Below are 17609 nucleotides of genomic sequence, written 5' to 3' on the forward strand. Positions count from 1 at the left end.
AACAGTTAAATCCTGATGTTCGCTAATTGTAAATTAAAGAAGAGGATAGTGATGACCGATGAGTCAAACAAACCAACATTGATAAAGCCACCAACAATATCTAAACGTCATCCGTTACTTAATTGGTTATTGGCAATATTGCTCATGGTCTCAGGTATTTATTTATCAATCATAGAGTTTGCTGGCATAGAATGGCTTTCTCGCAGTGGCTGTTTAATTGTGGTCTTGGGTGTGTGGTCAAGTTTGGGCGGCATAATACAAGAAAGACTGTTAATTAGTCGGCTTAATTTTCAACACCGTATTAATGTGGCTCGCACGAAAAGAAAGCTACGGCTTTTAAAGGTAACCGAAGCAAATAAAGACAGTGAGCTGCAATTAATAGAAGATGAGTTTGACGATAAAACGCAACGTATTTTACAAGCGGTTCGATTACAGCTTGGTATACTTGAAGTTTCGTTACTTATTACCGGCACATTATTATGGGGGTTTGGCGATTTATTTTTTAAACTAATCTAGAGGTGTTGTACTATATTTTTATCGCGCAGCGGCATTATTACCCGTCATGACACTTTCATTTTCGTCTTTGCTACTCTCTAAGTATTAGATAACAAGACGGAAGATAACAAGACGGAAGATAACAAGACGAAAAATATTAAGAGAATTATTGACTTAGTTAACCGAACAGCACTAATACCGGATTGTGAGCATAGCGCTTAAGATTTACGATGAATTAAGTGGCAGTAATGTTAAGGGGTATTAAGTAAAACTAGATCAATATTTTGATGTGTTATCAGTGCTGATATTGTTGAACCGTTTAGCCATTTGTCAAACAAGCTATGCTCTCTGCAACCAAGCGCGATGACATCAATGTTATTATCGTTAATGTAAGTCAATAAAGCCTGTTCAGGCGTACCGCGAATAAAACTAACTAGGTCAATTGGGCATTTTACTTTTTTAGCAAAACGATATACTTGTTCTTTATGTAATGTTTCGATTTGTTTTTCATATTCAATAGCTAATGGTGGAATATGGATGACATGCAATAAACAAGGCTCTTTCTTCTCAGTAACCGAAGTCCACTGACGGATAAAATTAAACACCTTAACATCTGATTTATTATCACTGTCATCTGCGTGAAACGGGTCAATTGCCCCGATAGCTTTACCCTCAGCTAACCACTTCTGTTGACTTAAGATAAACACCGTGTGTTTGTTGCGACTAATGTACTGATGATCTGCTGAGGTTAAGCCAGATGCCGAACGGATGATGACTCTAGGATCTTTCGTTGCAGCATTGTCATTAACATTGTTTGCCCAGTATTTGTCTTGACAGATGGTTATTTTACTTTCAGGAAAGTGCTTGTTTATTTTAGTTTTTACTGGCGAAATTTTATCGCTGTGGTTTGCTTGTAAGTTACTTGAGATAGCAGCAAGTTCATTAGAAAAATAGTGACGGTCAAAAAAGCGTTGATGGTGATGTAAGTACCACACAATATCTGCTGATAGGCGTTTTTGTAATAAACTGACTTTGGTAAAAATTGCGTGAGTGACTTCTAAATCTGACAGAACAATGTGTAAGGTTGTCATGAAACATCCCCTTGGGTGATTAATCATTAAGCAGGGTAAAGCCTAAGCGACAAGCCACGGTGTAAAGCACGGTAACTTGCGGTATTTGGCTGTATACATAAGGCTTTTAAAGCATAATCTAGCCATATAATAAGCTATTGTTAGTTGAAAAGTAAGCCGAATTTCTTTCAGGTACTTTTAGCTAAGCAATGATTTTGTCAGCTGAATCATTGCCGCCAGAGACTTGTCACCAGAAGCTTAGTCACCGGCAACATAATGAACTGACCTGAGTCACATAAACACTGCACTCGTGACAATAAATAACAGCTAGAACATTTAGCCTACAAAAACGTTTTTTCTACCGTGTTAACATCGACAGGTTTAGAGAAAAAGTAACCTTGCATACGCTGAATATTCAGTTGCTGACACAAAGCAAAACTATCTTTATCTTCAATACCTTCTGCCACAATATTCAAGCCTAGCGAGTGTAACATCGCTGAAAGCCCTTCGATTAAGGCAAGCGTTTTTGCTTCATTAGATGCAAGCATCAATGATTTGTCTATCTTTACTGTATTGATAGGAAAGTTTTGTAAATGTGAGACAGATGAAAAACCGGTGCCAAAATCATCTAATGCGATATGGCATCCTAAATTACTTAGCGATTCTATAACACCAATGGCATGTTCACTATTTTCTAATAACGCAGTTTCGGTTAATTCAAGCTCAACAAGTTTAGGCTCTAATTGATATTTTTCTATGGTACTTTCGATAAAACTCACTAAAGACTTATCAGATAACTGTGTAACTGATAAATTAATTGAAACAGATAATGTTTTACCATGATTAATATTCCAGTGTGCTATCTTACTTATGGCTTCTTCTATCACCCATCGCCCAATGTCAATAATAATATGAGAGCTTTCTGCGATACCAATAAAATTATCAGGAAAATGCAATTCTCCTTGAAAATTCCACCGTATTAGCGCTTCAAAACCAATGACTTCAGTAGTAGCTGTTTCAAAAATAGGTTGGTAATGTAATACAAATTCATTTCGCTCTGCTGCACCGACTAAGTTTGCTTCTATTTGATAGCGTTTTAAAAACTGTGCTTGCATTTGCTCTTCAAAAAAACAAATTTGATTTCTACCAAGCTTTTTAGCCCGGTACATCGCTATATCGGCATATTTTAATAATTCATTGGCAATAATACTATTATCAGGATAAACCGCTATGCCAATGCTGGCTGACATTTTTATTTCGATTTCTGCAATAATAAAAACGTCTTCTAAACAGTTTAAAATACGTTTTGTAATTCTTGTTGCATTATCTATGCTGTGTAAATTATTCAATATAATGGCGAACTCATCACCGCCTAAACGGGCAAATAATTCATTTTCACGTAAGCAATGGTATATTCTATTTGAAACTTGTTTTAAAAGCTCATCACCAACATCATGACCATGGCTGTCATTGATAAATTTAAAGTTATCAAGATCAAAGACCGCGAGCGCTAAAATAGATTTGTCACGAGGTTTTTGACTAACACTTAGACGTAGTGCTTCTTCAAATGAGTAACGGTTAGCCAAACCGGTTAATGAATCATGCTCGGCGAGTGTTTTTGCCTTTTGATAACTTATATATAGTTTTTGCTCTAGGTCAAAGCGCGCTTGAGATTGCAGTATGGCCCGCTCCAGTCTCGAAGAATTAACTTCTGATTTTAGTAAAAAATCTTGCGCGCCAGCTTTAATACACTCTAAAGCAAGTTCAGGCTGTTCAGAGTTACTGAGCATAACAATAGCGACACTTTTCTCTAAAGACGAATTGCGTAATTCAAGTAATAATTCGATACCGTCACGTTTTGGCATGCGATAATCTAACAAAATTACATCAAAGTCATTTTTTGCAAAGGCTATTAACCCCTCATCCACAGATTCAGTTTCAGTAAAAAGCCAATTTGTACTGGTTTTGTGTAAGGTGCGTTTAATGTGCTCTCGATCGACAATGTCGTCATCCACAATCAAAATGTTCAACTATAAATTCCTTGTGTTTTCATTCGGATACAGCTTAGTTATTGTTTATATTTCTGGGAAAAGCACTATTTTCCAATAACCTTTTAGCATTTTTACGATATCTAAAAACTCTTCACCTACGTTTTCTTTAAGAAAATAGCCAGCAATATTTTTCTTATAACTGGCGGTGATATCTTCATCAGATTTTGATGTAGTTAAAACAAAGATAATACTCTTATCTAATACAGGGTCTTGACGAATTTCTTCTAAAAACTCTAAACCGCTCAAGCGCGGCATTTGTAAATCTAGCAAAATAATATAAGGTGAGGGCACAGCACCGCTGCGCAATAATTCTAAGCCTTCTAAACCATCGCAAGCCCTGATGATATTATTGCCAATATTCATTTTATCTAATGCGCGGGTGATGGCCATCGCATCAATATCATCATCTTCTAGTAATAAAAGTGTTATTTCATTAGTGTTTATGCTCATTTAGTATCCGTTGAACGTTTATCGTTTAAAAAACGATAATTAAGTTTTATAGTTTAATTATCGTAGTAGTCAAATTATCATTTGGTCGTTTTACTTGCCATTGGCCAAGTAATAATGACCGAAGTGCCATTTACCCCATCAGATTCAATGGTTAAGGTACCACCGTAATGCTCAATGGTTTTCTTAGATAAAGAAAGCCCCATACCACTGCCTTCAACTTTATCTCTAGGTTTTAATGTTTGGAACATCTCAAGTGCTTTATCAAATAGCGCTTGTGGAATACCCGGACCATCGTCTTTTACGCAAATATGATGCATACCGTGTTCTTCTTTATACAGTACCTCGATATGGCCGCTTGTTTTATCATGATGCTTTATCGCGTTCGATATCAGGTTGCGTAGCACGATTTCCAGTGGCGTTTTAGGGATTAATAAAAGCTGCTCAGTTACTGATAATGAAAAGGTTTTCGGGTGGTCTAATAAGCTAAATACCTCGTGCGCAGTTGCTTTTAAATCGAGCTCTTGCGGTGCAAAATCATGGCGGCCAATACGTGCATAATCAAGCAAGTCATCGAGTAACTTGTTCATGCGAATAGTGCGGTTTTTTAGTAAAGCTAAATGTTCTTTAGAGCTATCGGGTAATATGTTTTCACAATCTTCTGAGATCCAATTCACCAGTTTTTGTATCGCATTAAGGGGGGACTTTAGATCGTGTGAGGCAACATAAGCAAATTGTTCTAGGTCTTGGTTTGACTTTGTTAAATGCTGGGCATTAATCTGTAATTCTCGGGTAATATCATCAGCATATGTCAATGCTTGTTTACTGGCTCGAGAGAGTACAATGAATAAGGCTAATAGTAATAATGTGAGTGTAGTGCCGCTGGCTAATATGAAGTATGGCTGATTTGAATGAGAGTCTTTACGAAAAGACAAGTTAGAGCTGATGACAAACTGCCATTTACGGCCATAGAAATCCACGGTTATTTTATCAGTAAACAAAGGCTTTGCATCTATCTCTGCCGTTTCATTACTATCTAAATCATTGTAAAGCCCCTGGCCATTGTCATTGATTTCTAGAGTCACTAAGCGTTTATCTATCGCTAATGTGCCAGAAATAAGTTTATACATAATAAATGGCGCGTATGCCACACCTTCAATTGAACTTTGACGAGCATTCACTGAATCATGCGCCATACCTTTTTTATAGAATGGTGCATAAAAAAGAAAACCAGGTGTTTGTTTTGCATCTTGTACTAAGGTAATCGGGCCGGTTAATTGTGCTAATCCACTGTCCCTTGCCTTTTTGATGCCGGTATAACGGTTATGCTCAAAAGCAACATCTAACCCTATCGCTTGTTCGTTTGATAAGGCCGGCTCAATATAGGTAATAGGCCATAATTCAGACTCCTCGTGAGTCGGATGTATGCTGAAATCAGGTCGAGTTGCCTGTTGTGTTTCAATAAAGCTATTGCGCTGCTCAGGTGTGATATTTAAAATTACCCCTAGGCCATTAATACCCGGGTAAGTTCGGTCGATTTGCAGGCTATTACTGTAGTCTTTCCATTGTTGATCAGTGAGTTCACTTTTATTAGCGTCAAGAAATGCAACAGCCCCCCATAAAGCATGCTCATAGAGTTTCATGCGCTCTTTGACGAGCTCAATAACCTGTAATGATTCGCGTTCAAAACGCTCAGCAGCTCGCTCGTGAACTTGTTCGGTGGTAACAAACCATGCAGCAGTGGTTAATATTACTGAAAGGCTTAATATTAACCAATGAAAGCCACGTAAATGGCTAGAGTAGAGCATTTTCTGCCGTGCATCTTGGGCGTCATTTATTTCCATGGCGTTATATATCCTTATGCCTTATCTTTATTTATAACTTATTATCTAAGCAGCAATATAAGGTTTAATTTTGCATAAAAAGTAAAACTTACGGGCAAATAGATATTGAACTTTATCAGTTTAGCTTAATGAATCAAATGGCGAATAAAACATTAATAAAGTTAATTATACCGTTAAGATAATATAAAACTCCAATTAATACTAGCTGATTGTTTTTATGAACTAACAGATTCTTTTTTAAAGATATATTGTCAGCTGACTCTATAAAAAATGATCCTTTTGTTAGTTTATTTGGCTTTTGTGTGAGCTTTGAACGTTTGCATTGTCAAGCTAGTCTAGCTTTGCTATGTACATATCCAATTGCCAGACATTAATGGGTGTTAACATCAAAATGATAATAATTTATTAGTTACCTATGTTTAAACATTTTATTTGATTACACCGAGTCAATTTTTGCGTTTGCTGACATTAAATTAATCACTATAATCGCGGTAATTGACTATCGACTGAGTAATAAAATGACAATCAAACAGTTTAGCTATACCAATTTAACTTTTGTGTTGGTTATCACCATGGCGTTATTAATTTCTACCCGTGTGTTTGCTTCAGCTGATACCGCTAAAGAGAAAGTAAAAACGGTATTTGGTCAGGTTGAAAAATCCTTGGTTATGTTAAAACAAACACAAGGCTTAACAAAAGCGAGTATAAGAGAGGTATTAACTGAGTTTTTATTGCCTGAAGTTGAAACTCGCTATTTTACTTATAAAGTACTTAATAAAAATTTAACTAAAGTACCAGAAGTACTCAGAGATGCGTTTGTTACTGAGTTGTCTTTACAGCTTATTAATACTTATAGCAGCTTGTTAAATAAATATAATAATGAAGAGCTTCATATTGGCCAAAGTTCGTTATCACCCAGTGGTAAAATTGCCATGGTTGATATTACCGTTATTGGTAAAACTAAAACCAATAAAGCCGTAGTAAAGCTAGTTCAAAGTAACGATCAAGCTTGGCGTTTTTTTGATATTGAAGTTGAAGGGATAAGTTTATTACAGACTAAGCAAGGTGAAATCAATGCCAGCTTTAACCGTTTAGGCGTTGATGGTACGCTATTACATTTAAAAAATATTAATCAAAGAGTTGTTGAAGAGTAATTAAGTAACAATAGCCGTATAACAGCGCTTTAGAGCACATATTTAAATACCTTTAGGCTACCACAAGTATTATAGGAACAGCATTAACTTGAAAATTGAAACCATGGTTGAATTTTTTCTTCAGCATAAATTTTTATTGACCTCAGTATTTATCATTAGTTTTTTTTGCGTTAAAGCATTAATTATTAACGTGATAAAACGAAAATCAAAGCAAAGTAGAAGATTAAAAATAAATTTAGTCAATAATGTATTTACCTTACTTGTTATTGTTTTGATTATAAATATTTGGTCGAATGAAATTCAGCAGTTTGCGTTTTCAATCGCTGCTTTTATCGTCGCTATTGTGTTAGCAACAAGAGAGTTTATTCAATGCTTTATCGGTTTCATTTATATCTTATCTAGTCGCCCATTTCGTATCGGTGACTGGATTCAAGTGGGTAAGTATTATGGGGAAGTGCACTCAAGTGATTGGGCAAAGTTAACGCTGTTAGAAGTCAATAAGTTCGACTATCAATATACAGGTAAAACGCTCTACGTACCAAATAGCCAGTTGATTACCTCGGTGATAAAAAACCTCAACTTTCTAAAACGCTATGCGATGCATCATTTTACAATTGTACGTGATGATAGTGTTAACCCTTTTACATTTATCGATACATTACATGAAAAGGCCAACTTATATTGTGAAGAGTTCAAAGAAGTCGCTATCCGATATAATCACTTGATAGAAAATCGCTTAGATATCAGTATTTCTGGACCAGAGCCACATATTCAAGTGGCGACCTCTGAGTTAGGCGATACACAAGTGATTTTTTCTATTTTTTGTCCTACTGAAAAAGCGCTTGAAATAGAGCAGAAGCTAACCGCTGATTTCATGCAATTGTGGTTTGCAAAGAAATAATAATTATTGTTTGTCGTTTTATGTTAATGGTCATAAAACGACAACATCTTCGCATGTGAAAATTCTACATATTAGTTACTTTTTGGGTTGTATTTGCTTTTTGCAGGCAATTCTCAATATGCCTGCTAAGAGGGCATAAAATAACTATTGTAATGGCGAACTTTCGCCACAAATAGTCAACAGCTTTGTCATTTAATCGTTAATTAAATAATAGTGTAAATATACCCAAACCACTTGAAAATGCAGTTTCAAGTGGTTTGGGTAATAAGCTAATAATATTATGGTTTTATTAAGGTTAATGAACCATCAAGGTGTATATCGCGTTGCGGATAAGCTACAACAATATTCTCCTGCTCAAATAGCTCTTCCAAACGAAATCGTACATTGCTTCTTGCTAACCTTAAACCGCCTTCAACACGTGAACTTATCCAAAACGTCACTTCAAACATTAAAGCGTTATCGCCAAAATCATCAAAAGTCACTAAAGGTTTAGGCTCTGCTAAGGCTTCCGGTTGTTCTGTGGTAGCTTGCATGATTAACTCTGCTACTTTTCTTGCCGGTGAGCCATAAGCGACACCTACTTTTACTGAACATCTGACCAGTTGATCTACTAAGGTCCAATTAACGACTGTATTCTCGAGCAATTTACTATTAGGTATCAATAAATGCACACCATCGACCCGCTTAATACGGGTTGAGCGAGTATTTATTTCTTCTACTATACCCTTAGTATTTTCAACTTCTAAAAAGTCGCCAATACGAATAGGGCGCTCCCACATTAGAATCCAACCACTAATAAAGTTATTAATGATGTTTTGCGCGCCAAAACCAAAACCGATTGCAATTGCACCAGATAAAAAGGCAAAAGCGGCAATCGGTACATTCATAAAGTCTAATATGCTGATAATAAGCACAGTGATCGATATAACATATAAAATCCGTTGCACTAAATGGATAATGTTAGGATCGGTTTTTTTCGATGTTAAACGCTTACTAACAAACCCTGTTAGCCACTTGGTTAACAGTAAACCAAGGCAAATAAGTAATGGTATAAAGAGTATATCGCCCAGTGTGATTGGCTGCTCCGATATCGTTACTACAGTGTAAGCAAGCGTGCCTGTTATTTGTTCTATTATCTGTTCTAAAGTCATAAAAAACCTTTGTTTTAAATGTTACGAGCTAGCGAAAACTTTTGATGGGTCAACAAGAAATTTATCGCCAATGGCCTCACGGCCAAATAGCATTAAATAGCTCATGTCAGAACGATCCGTTAAGGTTATTTCAATGGTCCAATTCGACTCACCCAGTTGTACCGGTGTTGCGATAACATAACGTTGCTCTGATTTACCGTTTGAAGATTTGACTCTTCTAATGTCATGAATAGGCGCTTCACACGATACGGTGTTTTCAACATTATGGACATCAGGGTGCAGGTTGAACTTGACCATTAATTTTCCGTTTTTTGTGAATTTCGTAATGTTATCAACATGTAATGACGAAGTTTTAGCGCCTGTATCTACGCGTACTTGTAAATCTGCTATTGCTAACTCAGGTAGCGCAATAGATTCCAATCGACCAATGATTGCTTTTTGTGTTGTTGTCATATTACGTTAGCCTTTGTTAAACGTTATTGTCTGGTAATAAAGTATCTTGAGCATTCTCTATTTGCTCAACAATATCGGCATCATCTTCTTCAAAATAGGCAATATGAAACATAGCTTCACCTTCTTGTACTAAAGGAATATTTTGTTGGCCTATTAATATGCCCGCTCTACTTGCTTTGACAACATCAATAATATCACCGTAAGGGCTGCCAATATCCGCTAAAATATCACCTTTTTTAATTTGATCACCGAGCTTAACGCGATGATTAACAATACCACTGGCATTAGCACGTAACCATTGGCTACTATTGGCAACAAAAGGCGGTACAACTCTTTTACGTGTTACAGACTTACGCACCATACCTAAGTGTTTTAACACATTGGTAATGCCTCGCATGCCAGCGAGAATCGAAAAATCATCAAAACGTAGTGCTTCACCGGCCTCATAAAGTAGCACTTTAGTTTTATGCTTAACGGCTGCTTCTCTTAACGAACCATCAATAATATTTGAGTTAAGTACAACCGGCACGCCAAAGACTAATGCCAGTTCTTTTGTTTCTTCATCCGATAAATCAGCCCGAATTTGTGGGAAGTTTGAACGGTGTATCGCTCCAGTATGTAAATCGATACCATAGTTACAGTGCTTAACGATTTCATTAAGGAAAATATGAGCAACACGCCCAGCTAATGACCCTTTTGATGAGCCCGGAAAACAACGATTTAAATCACGACGATCAGGCATATAGCGACTTTGGTTTACGACACCGTAAACATTGACCATAGGCACAGCGATTAATGTTCCTCTGATCAATTTAAAGTTTTTTTGGCTGATCAAACGTCGAATAATTTCAATACCATTAAGCTCATCACCATGCACTGCGGCACTGATGAAAATTGTTGGCCCAGGTTTTTTAGCGCGAATGATATGCACAGGCAATGAAACATCGGCATCGGTATAGAGCTTAGCCACGGGCAACTCTATTTTGCGCTGTTCACCGGGCAATATATCAAATTCACCTATACGTAATACATTCATAGAATTCACCTTAATTATCCACGACCACGAGTTTTAGTATTGTGTGGTTTCGCATTTTTTTCTAAAAATTCAAAAATCATACCCGCAACATTTTTACCGGTAGCTTTTTCAATACCTTCTAACCCTGGAGATGAATTAACTTCCATCACCATAGGGCCATTTTGTGAGCGCAGTAAATCAACGCCACACATATTTAAGCCCATGGCTTTTGCCGCTTTTACTGCCGTTTCACGTTCTTCTTTCGATAGTTTCACTACTTCAGCAGAGCCACCACGGTGGAGGTTAGAACGAAACTCACCTTCTGCACCTTGACGTTTCATTGCCGCAACAACTTTACCACCGATCACTAAGCAACGAATATCAGCACCACCGGCTTCTTTAACAAATTCTTGCACCAAAATGTTGGCTTTTAAGCCCATAAAAGCTTCAATAATCGCTTCTGCAGCTTTTGCTGTATCAGCTAGCACTACACCGATGCCTTGTGTACCTTCTAATAGTTTAATAACTACAGGTGCACCACCAACATTTTTGATTAAATCTTTTGCGTTATCAGGTTTGTTAGCAAAACCAGTACGTGGTAAACCTATGCCTTTACGTGATAGTAATTGTAATGAACGTAATTTATCGCGCGAACGACTAATCGCAACAGATTCGTTGATATTAAACGTGCCCATCATTTCGAACTGTCGAGCTACCGCCGTACCATAAAAGGTTACTGAAGCACCAATACGTGGAATAATCGCATCATATCTAGGGAGTTCTTTACCGTGATAACGCACAGTAGAATGGCTACTGGTGATATCCATATAGCAATGTAAAGTATCGATAACATCGACTTCATGGCCCATAGCTTCACCCGCTTCTTTTAAGCGTTTGGTTGAATAAAGGTTTTTGTTTCTTGATAAAATTGCGACTTTCATAGGAATTACCTAATTGATTCACTTTTGCTAAAAAAAGTGATGTAAATGTATGACTAAAGTGTATAGTCTAGCCAGAGAATTATAAAACGCTAAATTTTGCTGTGTTTAATCAAAAAAATTGATTACAGGGGTATTTCATGAAATTTGAACTTTTAACAACGTTTTTAGAAGTTAGTCAAACCTTGCACTTTAGGATAGCATCTGAAAATCTTTTTATTACCCAATCTGCAGTCAGTGCTCGAATTAAACTATTAGAAGATGACCTAGGTGTTTTACTTTTTGATCGAACGCATAAACATTTAAAGTTAACCCGAGAAGGGCATAGGTTAATTAAGCATGCCAATGAGTTGCTTTTTATGTGGCAAAAAACTAAACATGATGTAGGTATAGCTGAGCATGATACTCAGCAACTTGCTATTGGTTCAATGATGTCAATTTGGGACATTGTGTTACAAGGTTGGTTACAAAAAATTCATCGAAATTTAGATGGTGTTAGTTTATTTACCAATACTTATTCGCCAGTAGAGCTGAGAAAAAATGTCTTGAGTCGGGTGATCGATATTGCCTTTTTATTTGAACCGCCCTTTGTTGAAGACCTTGTTACTGAGAAAGTGGCAACGGTACCTCTGCATTTAGTTACCACAGATCCGGAATATCAAGAAGGGACAGACTTAGATAACTATATAATGGTGGATTACGGCGAGTCAGTTAATTCAAAACATATGAGAGAATTTCAAGATGCTCCTCCAGCTAAGCATTTTATGAGTCAACCACGGATTGCTTTAAATTATATTTTGCATGCAGGAGGTAGTGCTCATCTTCCTCGTCAGATGACCTTTGAACATGTTGAAGCGAACAATTTATTTGTTGTCGAAAGTTCACCTATTTATCATCGAGAAATTTTTGCGGTTTATTTGGCTAAAAGTCAAAAAACTGAAGTAATTAAACAAGCTATCGACTTGTTTCCATATTTATCTATGTAATGCGTAAAAGCCGCTGATGTACAGGTGTTGCACACAGCGATATTGCTATAAAACCGTTAGGTGAAATTCTTGTAGTTTGCATTAAATAAGCTAGTCTTCAGGGGAGCTATTGAAAAAGAAAACAGCAGTTAGGTTTATTTTCTTTTAAAGGATTTAATGGAGATTCAATGATAAAGGCGACTTTACCTGCTGATGAAAAAGCAAGACTTGAAACGCTACAACTGCTTCATATTTTAGATACACAGCCAGAAGAAAGGTTTGATCGTATAACTCGTATGGCTAAACGTATGTTCGACGTGCCGATCGCGGTAGTGAGTTTAGTTGATGCACATCGTCAATGGTTTAAATCTTGTGTCGGTTTATCGGTTACAGAGACAGATCGTGATATTTCATTTTGCGGCCATGCCATTTTAGGTAATGAAGTCATGGTTGTTGAAAATACTTTAGAGGATATGCGTTTTTTCGATAATCCATTGGTTCTTCATGAGCCCCATATTCGTTTTTATGCTGGCTGTCCTTTGCGGGCCCCTAACGGCAGTAAATTAGGTACTTTATGCATCATAGATAATAAACCCCGTCAGTTCGATATTGATGATGTTAGTGCTTTATCAGATCTTGCTGCCACTGTTGAAAGAGAAATGTCTTCCTTGCAGATGGCAACAATGGATGAGTTGACTAATATTTCAAACCGCCGTGGCTTTATGATGCTTGCTGGATATAGCTTACATTTTGTCGCTCGCCATAAAATACCATTGTCATTAATTTTTTTCGACTTAGATAAGTTTAAAGCCATTAATGACAACTACGGTCATGCTGAAGGCGACGCTGCTTTGGTTGCTTTTGCAAACATAATGAAGACGACCTGTAGAGAGTCTGATATTTTTGCCCGCTTGGGTGGAGATGAGTTTGTGGTGTTATTGACTAATACCCCAATGTTTTTTGCTGAGGATTTTATCAAACGTTTTCAAGCGTCTTTAGATCAGCTTAATAGTACGGCACAACGAAGTTATACACTTGCTTTTTCACATGGTATTGTTTTATTTGATGCTGAAAAACATACTAGGGTCGAGCAGTTGATTGAAGATGGCGATGCGTTGATGTTTAAAGAAAAGAACCAATCAGAAAGCACTTAATTAGAAAGCACTCAATTAGAAAACACTCAATCAGAAAATAATCAATAACAGACGAGCAAGGAAAGCTATCAAGAAAAATAGCGACGAAGAAGTAATCCACAATTAATTTTAAATCAAATACTTAGGTTGATCTAACTGCATTGTGATAAATCTTATTCTTTGTCTAAACTATCGACAATAATTGCGCCTAAAGATGCAGGCATAGCTACGATTATCGCCCGTTTTATCGCAATGTCAGGCATAGTAGTGATGGGAAATTGATTTAAAGCGGTAAGCACTAAAGCGACCACTATTAGGGTGATCAGATAAGCAATGATAATACGAAAAATAAGCATCGCTATGCGCTGTTTGATATCTGCTTGAAAGATACTAAAGTAAGCAAAATAAACTAAAAAGAATAGTGATAAAACACTGATGAGTAGTAAGTTGGCTAAAGGCAAAGTCTCAGCCAATAGCCAAACCTCTTCTGAAAAACTAATCGGAAGGGCCATGGCAAAAGCACCAATCGCAATTTGACTTGCGTCTTCACCATTAAAATTGGCCCTTTCTCATCGATGATTTTCTGGTTGTTGCTTTAAAGCAATGCTTTTAGGGCAAGTGTTTTAAAGCAATTGTCTTGCTAAATAATCTACTAATAATCTTATTCTAGGTGATAAATGACGATTATGAGGGTACATGGCCCAGATGCCTTCCTCGGGCGCACGGTAATTATCGAGTAAACTCACCAGCTTGCCACTGGCTAAATGTTGTTGAACATAATAGTCGGGCAGTTGCACTATACCTAAGCCTTTTAGTGCGGCATCGGTTAGGCTGTAACCACTGTTGAAGCGTATAGGTCCTGTGACTTTAATACTTTTTTCACGACCAGATTCTTGAAAGTGCCAGTAGTCAAGCGTGCCTAATAAACACCTGTGTTGGTTAAGCTCTGATATGGAGTGGGGAATACCATGTATGTCTAAATATTGTTTTGCAGCACAAACATAATTTGTTCGCTTGCCGAGTTTTTTCGCCATCATCGAAGAATCGTTTAACTTACCCAGTCGGATTGCTAAATCATAACCGTCTTCGACTAAATCAATTTTTCTATTACTTAAATAGGCTGATACTTCAACATCTGGATATTGCTGCATAAAATCGTTCACTAGCGGCAGTATCTGTTGTTCACCGTAAGTCACTGGGGCGGTTAACTTGATTTTACCTTGAGGCTTAGATTGTAAATTTGTGATTGCTCGTTCTGCCGCCTCTAAGCCGTCAAGTACGCTACGACAATGTTGATAAAAAATACGTCCTTCTTCTGTTAACGACACTTTACGGGTTGTACGATAAAATAATTTAATATTGAGGCGCTTTTCTAACGCACTTATTTGACGACTAACCTGGGCTGTGGAAATAGCCATTTTTTTTGAAGCTAATGTAAAGCTCTCATTTTCAGCGACATAGACAAACTCGCTGATCCCTTCCCATTGCATGATTGTTGCCCTTATTTACATCGTTAACACTTCAAAGGCAACATAACAGCGAATATGAATATAAAAGCCATAAGGATGCTAAACAGCGGGCCTTGAATGTTCTGCCTTTGAGCGTTTTTAAACGCTATCTTGAAGTATCACACGGATGTTTTTAATCGAATTACACTTACTTTATCACACACTATTATTACTTGTGAGTAAAAGTGAATTGTAACTAATAGGTATTATCATGCTTAAGTTAATAGACTACACTAGATGACATGATTACAGCGCTGTTTCTGTAGTAGACCTTAGTTAATATTACACAATAGAATATCAACCCATTGGAAGTGAGAATGAATATGTCAGATAAATTTATTAAATCAAAAGCTGCTATTGCTTGGGGACCAAAACAACCATTATCGATCGAAGAGGTCGATGTGATGTTACCGCGTAAAGGTGAAGTATTAATTAAAGTTGTTGCCTCTGGTGTTTGTCATACCGATGCCTTTACGTTATCGGGTGAAGATCCTGAAGGAATTTTTCCGGTTATTTTAGGCCATGAAGGTGGCGGTATCGTAGAACAAGTGGGTGAAGGTGTTACTAGTGTAGCTGTTGGCGATCATGTTATTCCACTGTATACACCTGAGTGTCGTGAATGTAAATTTTGTCTTTCTGGTAAAACTAATCTTTGTCAAAAAATTCGTGAAACTCAAGGTCAAGGGCTTATGCCTGATGGCACGACACGTTTTTATAAAGACGGCCAACCGATTTTCCATTATATGGGCTGTTCAACATTTTCTGAATATACCGTGTTACCAGAAATATCATTAGCTAAGGTGAATAAAGAAGCGCCATTAGAAGAAGTTTGTTTGTTAGGCTGTGGTGTAACTACAGGTATGGGGGCGGTGATGAATACCGCGAAAGTTGAAGAGGGCGCAACGGTCGCTATTTTTGGCTTAGGTGGCATAGGTTTATCGGCAGTTATTGGTGCTACTATGGCAAAAGCAAGTCGTATTATTGCGATTGATATTAACGAAAGTAAATTCGAATTAGCGAGAAAATTGGGTGCTACTGATTGTATTAACCCTAAAGATTTCGATAAACCCATTCAAGATGTCATTGTTGAGCTTACCAATGGCGGTGTTGACTATTCATTTGAATGTGTCGGCAACGTTAATTTGATGCGCTCGGCTTTAGAGTGTTGTCATAAAGGTTGGGGTGAGTCAGTGGTGATTGGTGTTGCCGGTGCAGGCCAAGAAATTTCAACTCGTCCTTTCCAACTTGTTACCGGTCGTGTATGGCGTGGCTCTGCTTTTGGCGGTGTAAAAGGCCGTACTGAATTACCTGATTACGTGGAGCGTTATTTAGCGGGTGAATTTAAATTAAGTGACTTTATTACCCATACCATGGCACTTGAAGATATTAATGAGTCATTCGATTTAATGCATAAAGGTGAAAGCATTCGAACTGTTATTCACTTTGACAAGTAATACGACTTTTAAGTACCCGTAATTATTCAAGCTAAAATTTTTCTTGAAGTTTTCTTGAAGTTTTCTTGATGTTTTATGGGTATGAATATTGTTCCATGTTTTGTTTGCTCTTTTATCAACGAGCGTAAAGGGATACCTATTCGTAAAAGAATACCTATTAAGGTTTTACTATGACAATTGAAAACGTAAGTGTAAATAAAAGTTTTGGTGGCTGGCATAAGCAATATAGTCATCAATCAAAAGTCTTAAATTGTGCTATGCGCTTTGCCATTTATCTGCCACCACACGTATCAAATGGTGAAAAAGTGCCGGTGTTGTATTGGCTTTCTGGACTGACTTGCAGCGATGAAAACTTTATGCAAAAAGCAGGCGCACAACAAATGGCAGCTGAATTAGGGATCGCGATTGTAGCACCTGATACTAGCCCTCGTGGTGATGATGTTGCTGATGATGCCGGTTATGATTTAGGCAAAGGGGCGGGCTTTTATGTCAATGCGACACAAGCGCCTTGGAATCGTCATTACCAAATGTATGATTATGTCGTTAATGAGTTGCCTGAAATCATTGAAGCGGCATTTCCGGTCACACAAAAACGCGCTATTAGTGGTCATTCTATGGGCGGTCACGGTGCGCTGACTATCGCAATGTTAAACCCTGAGCGTTACTGTTCAGTATCGGCATTTAGTCCTATTTGTAACCCTATTAATGTACCTTGGGGCAAAAAGGCTTTTACTGCTTATTTGGGGAAAGACCAAACAACTTGGCGCGATCATGATGCCAGTGAGCTGATGCGTCAAGCGAGCCAGTTTGTCCCTGCGAAAGTTGACCAAGGGGGAGCGGATGATTTCCTTGCCGAGCAACTAACACCAGAGGTATTGGTGGCAGCAGCCCAAACGAGTGGTTATCCTTTAACCTTGAATATTCATCAAGGTTACGACCACAGCTATTACTTTATATCATCGTTTATAGCTGAGCATTTAGCTTTTCATGCTCAGTATTTAAAATAGCTTGCTCATCGTCATTTAGAAGC

16 protein-coding genes and 1 pseudogene are annotated in these 17609 nt (G+C 37.5%); 7 read left to right on the forward strand and 10 right to left on the reverse strand.

Features of this window, described 5'->3' with window-relative positions:
- Positions 1-51: 51 nt before the first annotated feature.
- Positions 52-516, forward strand: a complete 465-nt coding sequence (locus B0169_RS19545; RefSeq protein ID WP_235838572.1) for a hypothetical protein — start codon at positions 52-54, stop codon at positions 514-516.
- Between the two features lie 230 nt (positions 517-746).
- Here B0169_RS19545 and B0169_RS13620 read toward each other — a convergent pair whose 3' ends face one another.
- The 4 genes from B0169_RS13620 to B0169_RS13635 form a co-directional block, all read right to left on the reverse strand.
- Complete coding sequence (locus B0169_RS13620) at positions 747-1586, reverse strand: universal stress protein (protein ID WP_158077094.1); 840 nt, start codon at positions 1584-1586, stop codon at positions 747-749.
- Between the two features lie 320 nt (positions 1587-1906).
- Entirely contained in the window at positions 1907-3595 is a 1689-nt protein-coding gene (locus tag B0169_RS13625) for a two-component system response regulator (protein WP_077286653.1), read from the reverse strand.
- 45 nt (positions 3596-3640) lie between these two features.
- Positions 3641-4066 carry a response regulator gene (locus B0169_RS13630; protein WP_077286655.1) on the reverse strand — a complete coding sequence of 142 codons (426 nt, stop codon included), beginning with the start codon at positions 4064-4066 and terminating at the stop codon, positions 3641-3643.
- 77 nt (positions 4067-4143) lie between these two features.
- A complete protein-coding gene (locus B0169_RS13635; protein ID WP_077286657.1) occupies positions 4144-5907 on the reverse strand; it encodes a CHASE domain-containing sensor histidine kinase in 1764 nt (587 codons plus the stop codon).
- Between the two features lie 518 nt (positions 5908-6425).
- On the opposite strand from B0169_RS13635, the gene B0169_RS13640 reads away from it, so the two are divergent.
- Both B0169_RS13640 and B0169_RS13645 read left to right on the forward strand, forming a co-directional pair.
- On the forward strand, positions 6426-7061 hold the full coding sequence (locus B0169_RS13640; RefSeq protein WP_077286659.1) for an MlaC/ttg2D family ABC transporter substrate-binding protein: 636 nt from the start codon (positions 6426-6428) through the stop codon (positions 7059-7061).
- A gap of 88 nt (positions 7062-7149) precedes the next feature.
- On the forward strand, positions 7150-7962 hold the full coding sequence (locus B0169_RS13645; protein ID WP_235838573.1) for a mechanosensitive ion channel family protein: 813 nt from the start codon (positions 7150-7152) through the stop codon (positions 7960-7962).
- 278 nt (positions 7963-8240) lie between these two features.
- On the opposite strand, the gene B0169_RS13650 is transcribed toward B0169_RS13645, so the two are convergent.
- From B0169_RS13650 to rimK, 4 genes are read right to left on the reverse strand one after another with little or no spacing between them, the layout of a single operon-like run.
- The gene (locus B0169_RS13650; protein WP_143323550.1) at positions 8241-9113 is read right to left on the reverse strand and encodes a mechanosensitive ion channel family protein; all 873 of its coding nucleotides are present in this window, start codon (positions 9111-9113) and stop codon (positions 8241-8243) included.
- Between the two features lie 21 nt (positions 9114-9134).
- Positions 9135-9566, reverse strand: a complete 432-nt coding sequence (locus tag B0169_RS13655) for an ATP-dependent zinc protease family protein (RefSeq protein WP_077286661.1) — start codon at positions 9564-9566, stop codon at positions 9135-9137.
- Positions 9567-9582: 16 nt separating this feature from the next.
- Positions 9583-10602: a succinylglutamate desuccinylase/aspartoacylase family protein gene (locus B0169_RS13660; RefSeq protein WP_077286663.1), complete on the reverse strand. Its 1020-nt coding sequence runs from the start codon at positions 10600-10602 to the stop codon at positions 9583-9585.
- Between the two features lie 14 nt (positions 10603-10616).
- On the reverse strand, positions 10617-11522 hold the full coding sequence (gene rimK / locus B0169_RS13665; protein WP_077286665.1) for a 30S ribosomal protein S6--L-glutamate ligase: 906 nt from the start codon (positions 11520-11522) through the stop codon (positions 10617-10619).
- A 137-nt stretch (positions 11523-11659) separates the two neighbouring features.
- Here rimK and B0169_RS13670 point away from each other — a divergent pair, with 137 nt between their 5' ends.
- Positions 11660-12505, forward strand: coding sequence for a LysR family transcriptional regulator (locus tag B0169_RS13670; RefSeq protein ID WP_077286667.1), 846 nt, complete (start codon positions 11660-11662; stop codon positions 12503-12505).
- 167 nt (positions 12506-12672) lie between these two features.
- Positions 12673-13638 (forward strand): GGDEF domain-containing protein, encoded by a 966-nt coding sequence (locus B0169_RS13675; protein WP_077286669.1) that lies wholly within the window; start codon positions 12673-12675, stop codon positions 13636-13638.
- Positions 13639-13790: 152 nt separating this feature from the next.
- On the opposite strand, the pseudogene B0169_RS13680 reads toward B0169_RS13675, so the two are convergent.
- Together B0169_RS13680 and B0169_RS13685 are read right to left on the reverse strand one after the other, a co-directional pair.
- Positions 13791-14177 (reverse strand): annotated as a pseudogene (locus B0169_RS13680) (DUF2391 family protein); the annotation flags it as partial.
- A gap of 63 nt (positions 14178-14240) precedes the next feature.
- A complete protein-coding gene (locus B0169_RS13685; RefSeq protein ID WP_077286673.1) occupies positions 14241-15107 on the reverse strand; it encodes a LysR substrate-binding domain-containing protein in 867 nt (288 codons plus the stop codon).
- Between the two features lie 341 nt (positions 15108-15448).
- On the opposite strand from B0169_RS13685, the gene B0169_RS13690 reads away from it, so the two are divergent.
- Entirely contained in the window at positions 15449-16579 is a 1131-nt protein-coding gene (locus tag B0169_RS13690; RefSeq protein ID WP_077286775.1) for an S-(hydroxymethyl)glutathione dehydrogenase/class III alcohol dehydrogenase, read from the forward strand.
- 170 nt (positions 16580-16749) lie between these two features.
- A complete protein-coding gene (fghA, locus tag B0169_RS13695) occupies positions 16750-17586 on the forward strand; it encodes an S-formylglutathione hydrolase (RefSeq protein WP_077286675.1) in 837 nt (278 codons plus the stop codon).
- Positions 17587-17609 lie beyond the last annotated feature (23 nt).

Origin of the sequence: Cognaticolwellia aestuarii (genome assembly GCF_002000025.1) — a bacterium.
Taxonomy (GTDB): Bacteria; Pseudomonadota; Gammaproteobacteria; order Enterobacterales; family Alteromonadaceae; genus Cognaticolwellia; species Cognaticolwellia aestuarii.

What these genes read in the sequence shown, in the direction of transcription:
- B0169_RS13650 (WP_143323550.1), bottom strand. Translation starts at nt 9,113, where the DNA reads ATGACTTTAGAACAGATAATAGAACAAATAACAGGCACGCTTGCTTAC.
- B0169_RS19545 (WP_235838572.1), top strand. Translation starts at nt 52, where the DNA reads ATGACCGATGAGTCAAACAAACCAACATTGATAAAGCCACCAACAATA.
- B0169_RS13630 (WP_077286655.1), bottom strand. Translation starts at nt 4,066, where the DNA reads ATGAGCATAAACACTAATGAAATAACACTTTTATTACTAGAAGATGAT.
- B0169_RS13655 (WP_077286661.1), bottom strand. Translation starts at nt 9,566, where the DNA reads ATGACAACAACACAAAAAGCAATCATTGGTCGATTGGAATCTATTGCG.
- fghA (WP_077286675.1), top strand. Translation starts at nt 16,750, where the DNA reads ATGACAATTGAAAACGTAAGTGTAAATAAAAGTTTTGGTGGCTGGCAT.
- B0169_RS13660 (WP_077286663.1), bottom strand. Translation starts at nt 10,602, where the DNA reads ATGAATGTATTACGTATAGGTGAATTTGATATATTGCCCGGTGAACAG.
- B0169_RS13635 (WP_077286657.1), bottom strand. Translation starts at nt 5,907, where the DNA reads ATGGAAATAAATGACGCCCAAGATGCACGGCAGAAAATGCTCTACTCT.
- B0169_RS13690 (WP_077286775.1), top strand. Translation starts at nt 15,449, where the DNA reads ATGTCAGATAAATTTATTAAATCAAAAGCTGCTATTGCTTGGGGACCA.
- B0169_RS13675 (WP_077286669.1), top strand. Translation starts at nt 12,673, where the DNA reads ATGATAAAGGCGACTTTACCTGCTGATGAAAAAGCAAGACTTGAAACG.
- rimK (WP_077286665.1), bottom strand. Translation starts at nt 11,522, where the DNA reads ATGAAAGTCGCAATTTTATCAAGAAACAAAAACCTTTATTCAACCAAA.
- B0169_RS13640 (WP_077286659.1), top strand. Translation starts at nt 6,426, where the DNA reads ATGACAATCAAACAGTTTAGCTATACCAATTTAACTTTTGTGTTGGTT.
- B0169_RS13670 (WP_077286667.1), top strand. Translation starts at nt 11,660, where the DNA reads ATGAAATTTGAACTTTTAACAACGTTTTTAGAAGTTAGTCAAACCTTG.
- B0169_RS13685 (WP_077286673.1), bottom strand. Translation starts at nt 15,107, where the DNA reads ATGCAATGGGAAGGGATCAGCGAGTTTGTCTATGTCGCTGAAAATGAG.
- B0169_RS13620 (WP_158077094.1), bottom strand. Translation starts at nt 1,586, where the DNA reads ATGACAACCTTACACATTGTTCTGTCAGATTTAGAAGTCACTCACGCA.